This window comes from Pseudomonas fluorescens (assembly GCF_902497745.1).
GTDB classification, from domain to species: Bacteria; Pseudomonadota; Gammaproteobacteria; order Pseudomonadales; family Pseudomonadaceae; genus Aquipseudomonas; species Aquipseudomonas fluorescens_BM.
Genome location: NZ_CABVHJ010000033.1, coordinates 7542 through 12509, shown reverse-complemented (window position 1 = coordinate 12509; position 4968 = coordinate 7542). Strand labels below are relative to the sequence as shown.

The following is a 4968-nucleotide window of genomic DNA, read 5'->3' as shown; positions in this document are numbered from 1 at the left end:
AGTCCGGGTGACGTAGTTGTCCATAACGTATCGGTTAGCAATCAGGACCTCGGCGACTGCGATTTTGTTGAGAATAACAACAACGATACCCGTTTCGCGTGGGGGCTTACGAACGTGGGGGCGTATAGCTCTGGCAATGACGTTCAGTTGGTCAATACACTTGGCCCGGGAATGGTGATGAATCTGGTCAATATGCCCGGGGTGTTGTCGGTGGAAGCAAAGGGGAATCTGACGATAACCACTCTGTTCACTGACAAGTTCGCTTTTCTGAACCCCTCTTTTGTGGGGGGTATTCTCTTGACTAGCGTGGCCGGGAATTCGGCAACATTTACGCTTGATGAGGGGGCGAAACTAAATATTCATGCTACTAGGCCAGAAGTGGATACTCAGTATAATAATTTGGTTGGTATTCGCGCTTACGGTCCGCATTCAAATGTTTTCCTAAACGGAGCTACGACTATTACTGTTGAACGGCCTGGGTCAGTAGCAGGTGTCAATGAGTTTGATGCGGGAATTTATATTGGGGGGGGCGGTACGTTGAATTCTTCTGGAGGCTTGGATATTACCGCTATCAACGCCAATGGATTGGTTCTGAACGGTGGTGGCGGCGGCACAACGGCTACGATCAGCGGTTTGATCAACATCAAGCAAAGTGGGGGGCGCTCGGATCAGGATGCGAATGGTGGGGACGGCGTGTCTGTTACCCACGGGTCATCAGCGACGCTTGATGGTGATGTGGGTAGCACCATCGAGGGACATCGTTTGGGTGTTCTTGCGGCTTACCAGTCCTCCGTTGAACTGAGCAACTTTGCAATAAGCACAGACAGCTTTGGCGCTGGGGTTCTCCTCGCTCAGGTCGGTTCCACCATCACGGGGACCAATTTGTCTTTGACGGCAACGGGTGATGAAAGTCAGGGGGTTTATGTCGGTACTGCTGGAAGTTCTGGCAAGTTGACTAGCGTGACTATACAGACAGAAGGGCGTAATAGCGTTGGAGCCTATGTGTCGGGTGCGTTGGATGGTAAAGGGCTTGAGTTCGCGACTTCAGAGGGGGGGGGGAACTCGGTATCTGTTTATGGCGACGGCTCGATTGGAGTGGACGTTGAAAAGGCTGGCCAGGTTACAATGTCCAGGACTAACGTCTTCGCCAGCGGAGCCAATTCGACAGGTGTGCTCGTCAATTCGAGTATTGGGGCTGATTTAGCCGATGCGGTCGTGAGCACAGCGGGTGCAGCTTCTGCTGCAATCGAGGTCAAAAAAGGTGTGGTGACACTCCAGAATACGTCGATCAATACTCAGGGGGACGGTTCGGCAGGAATGCTTGTCTCGGGCGGATTAGCCAACATCAATCAAAGCGTGACGATTGAAACGAAGGGCGACAATTCGGCCGGGATAGCGATTTCGGGAGGAATGGTCAACATCGACAAAGGTGTGACCATCGAGACGTATGGCATTGGCTCAGACGGGTTGTTGGTCTACAAGAACGCAGCCTTGGGCGAGATTGATTCTGGCACCAAAATTGCCACTCACGGTGAAGGTGCCAACGCCTTCAGCTTGACCGGCGACGGCAATATTTACACGTTCAATGCCGTTGGTTTACGGCTCGCGAACCTAAGTGCCGAGAACGGAGCATTGATCCAGGCCAGCGACGGCGCCACGCTGAAGCTAACCAAGGACAACCCGTTTGCGACGTCGATGGCCACCATTGCCAACGGCACTCCATCGTCGTGGGGGGCAATCGCCGGTTCTGGCGGTACGGTCCAGCTCGATGATGGCGTCGACACCAACGGCAATGCATTGCTGGCCAATGTTGGCGGTACGCTGGTTTTCAACGGTAGCGCCTCGGCTGCCAATTCGATCGTGCAACTTGACGCAGCGGCGGGCGCGCACTCACTGGCCGTCATCGGTTCGCCCGCAGGCAAGCTGAGTGCTACGGGGTCGACGCTTTCTATCGGTGCATTGAAGGGCGCTGGCCTTGTTGCTATGGGGTCGGCAGTGACTCGCCTCAATTTGGGCAGTGATCAGGCGACAGCGGCGGGCACTTACATTTTTAGCGGCGCCACCCAGGGCTCGGCTGACCTGTACAAATTGGGCAGCAATACCCAGGTGATGCAGGGTGATGTTGCTTGGGTCGGGATCAATGACAGCTACCTCAACGGCGGCGTTCTGCAAATAACCGGGCTGGCTGATCCGAGTGCCTTCAACAAAACCTTCAATATTGGTAACGGCTGGCTAGACCTGTCGGGTACTTCTGCGCGCTTTGACCGGGACCATCCAGAAACTGCTGCAGACTGGGGCGATATCAACCTCCAGTACACCCCTGGCGGCACCGGCGGAGTAATTGGTTCCAACGACAAAATCAACATTGCCGATGAGGCTATTGGTTATCAGATCGGTGGCGACCCAGCGCTAAACGGGGTGGGTGTATATGTCGTCAAAAATGGGCCTGGTACCTCTACAGTGACGGCAGACAACACCTATGTCGGCAATACGCAGATTAATGCCGGTACCTTGCAAGTCACCCGAGACACTAACCTGGGTGATGCCACGGTCGATCGCGAGGTGCGTCTGCAAGGTGGCAACTTGCAGATATCCAAGGGCGGCTCCGACTTTCAGTCTCAACGTGCGGTGCAGGTGTTCAACAGTGGCAGTGTCATAGTCGATGCGGATGTGACGGCGACATTAGGTTCGGTTGCGACCTATACCAAGGATGCCAACGGTGTATTGACGCCGGACGGGAACGCTGTCTTTACCAAGGACGGTGCGGGGGCCTTGAGTGTTGGCTTGGTTGGTCTTACTGGCGGCCTGGTGGTGGTGGGTGGTGGTCTGAGCGCTGGCGACGGCTATATCTCCAATGCAAATAGCGGGGTGGCCATTTCGGCGGCCGGGGGCACCTCTCTATCGTTGGTACACGTGAATGTCGATGGCACGAGTGCCGGGGTCTATACGGTTTCTTCCGCAGGCACTAGCACGTTTAAGGCGTCGGGTGGATCGCAGCTCAGTGGCGACATTAGCTCAAGCGTGGCGGGCGCCGTGGCGAATGTCGATCTGTCAGGTGGCACCCAGTTAAACGGCGTGATCACCCAGAGCAATGGCGGGCAGGTCAATGCGACCTTGGCCGATGCCGGTACGGTTTGGAACATGAGTGGCGACTCCAGCCCGCGGCAGTTAACGAACAACGGCGTGATTCAGTTCTTGACGCCCACCATCACCGGTAGTGTGGCGCAGTACAAAACCTTATCTGTTGCCGGCGACTACACCGGTGGCGGGACCATTGGTATGAACACCGAATTGGGTTTGGGCGGGGCAGTACCGCTTTCCAATACCGACAAAGTGATGATCACTGGTAATGCCACAGGCACTACCACGCTGGACATCAACGCCAGCGGAACCGGCGTGGACACCAATGTTAAAGGTGACAATAAGTTTCATGCCGGGGAGGGTATCTCGGTTGTGCAGGTCGATGGCAGTGCGACGGCGACTTCATTCAAACTCAAAAACGACTTTGTCACGAGTGGCAGCGTCTATCAATATCGTTTGTTCAGCTACGGCCCCCTGGGACCATATGGGCCGAGTGGCGTGAACGGTGGTACTGGTTGGGACTACCGTTTGCAGACCGCGTATGAGGATGATCAAGGGAACATTATTCCGGAAGTGCCCACTGTCGCCCCACCGGGCGCCCGACCCCTGGTTGTGCCCCAGACCAGTTCCTATCTGATTGCACCGCTGGTGTTGCAACGCTACAACGCGATGTTGATGAGTGGTTTGCACGCTCGCCTCGGTGACATCGCCTCGTCAAGTGACGAACTAGGAGATGAAACATTCGCCCGTACCCTGGGTGAGAGCGGCAGCTATACCTCCAATCGTAGTTTCCAACAGTATGGCTTTGGTTTTGACCAGCACAGCCAGGCATTGCAGTTCGGTGGCAACTTCCTGCGTTATACCGCGGCCGATGGCGATACCTACCGTATGGGGCTGGCCGCGACCATCGGTTCCGTTCGCGCGACGCCACGCACCACCCAGGCGACCAGCAGCAATCTGTCGATTGAAGCCTACAACCTGGCGTTGACCTCGACCTGGGTCTCGGCGCAGGGCTGGTATGCGGACGGCCTGCTTGGGGCAAGCTTTTATCGTGCGAATGTCGATGGGCTGGACCGCAACGCAGGCACCTTATATGGCACCGGGGTGGATTTTTCACTTGAAGCAGGCCGTCGGATCACCTTGGCTTCGGGTGTGGAGATTGAGCCCCATGCTCAGTTCATGGGGCAAACCACGCATTTCCGCGACATGGTGGACGCCGACGGTGTTAAAGCCTCGCTCGGCAATACTCAGGCGTGGACAACTGGCGCGGGCATCAGGGTCAGCTATCCGATCTATAACAAAGGGACCACCATCAAACCGTATGCGGATCTGGGCGGTAATTACACCTGGATGGCCGGTGACCAACCCTCTCTGGCGGGGCAGAAGTTCACCACCGCTAATGTTGGTGGTGGCGTACAACTTGCGTTGGGTGTGAGTGCGCAACTGAGCGATCGCCTGCAAGTGTATGGCGAAGCTAATGGTCTAGCGCGTCCGGGCAGTGGTTTTGGCAACTCGGCGGCGGGTGGGAATTTTGGAATTCGTTACAGTTTTTAGTTGTCTGGAGAGGATGTAAGCTATTTGTTGTTTGATTTGTTTTGCTACTTGAGCGGTATGGTTGTAGCTAAAAGATGAGAAATAACTGTTTGCGCGATTAATCGTTTTTTCATAAAAAAAGAGGTATGCCTAATGTTATCGAAAAAAAGTCAACAGCTTGGTCGAGGTGACGATCCGACCGCTACATTTACAGCGCCTGGCTCGGGAGATGTTTATTGGAGTCAAGTTGTGACTCTTACCGTTACACTTGATAATATGCCTGCTCCATTTGCCGAAGGAGATTATGTTGAGTTTGAATTGGACCCCTTGGCTGATATCGGCTTTCCAAAAGGG

The 4968-nt window shown here is 55.0% G+C and carries 2 protein-coding genes; both read left to right on the top strand.

The features are described from left to right. Positions 1 to 177 precede the first annotated feature (177 nt). Complete coding sequence (locus F8N44_RS30055) at positions 178 to 4635, top strand: autotransporter outer membrane beta-barrel domain-containing protein (RefSeq protein WP_191630984.1); 4458 nt, start codon at positions 178 to 180, stop codon at positions 4633 to 4635. A 132-nt stretch (positions 4636 to 4767) separates the two neighbouring features. After that, positions 4768 to 4968: hypothetical protein (locus F8N44_RS31935; RefSeq protein WP_224794836.1), on the top strand; the 201-nt coding region annotated here is incomplete at its 3' end.

Coding starts and splice junctions, on each gene's coding strand:
- F8N44_RS30055 (WP_191630984.1), top strand. CDS start 178: ATGAATCTGGTCAATATGCCCGGGGTGTTGTCGGTGGAAGCAAAGGGG.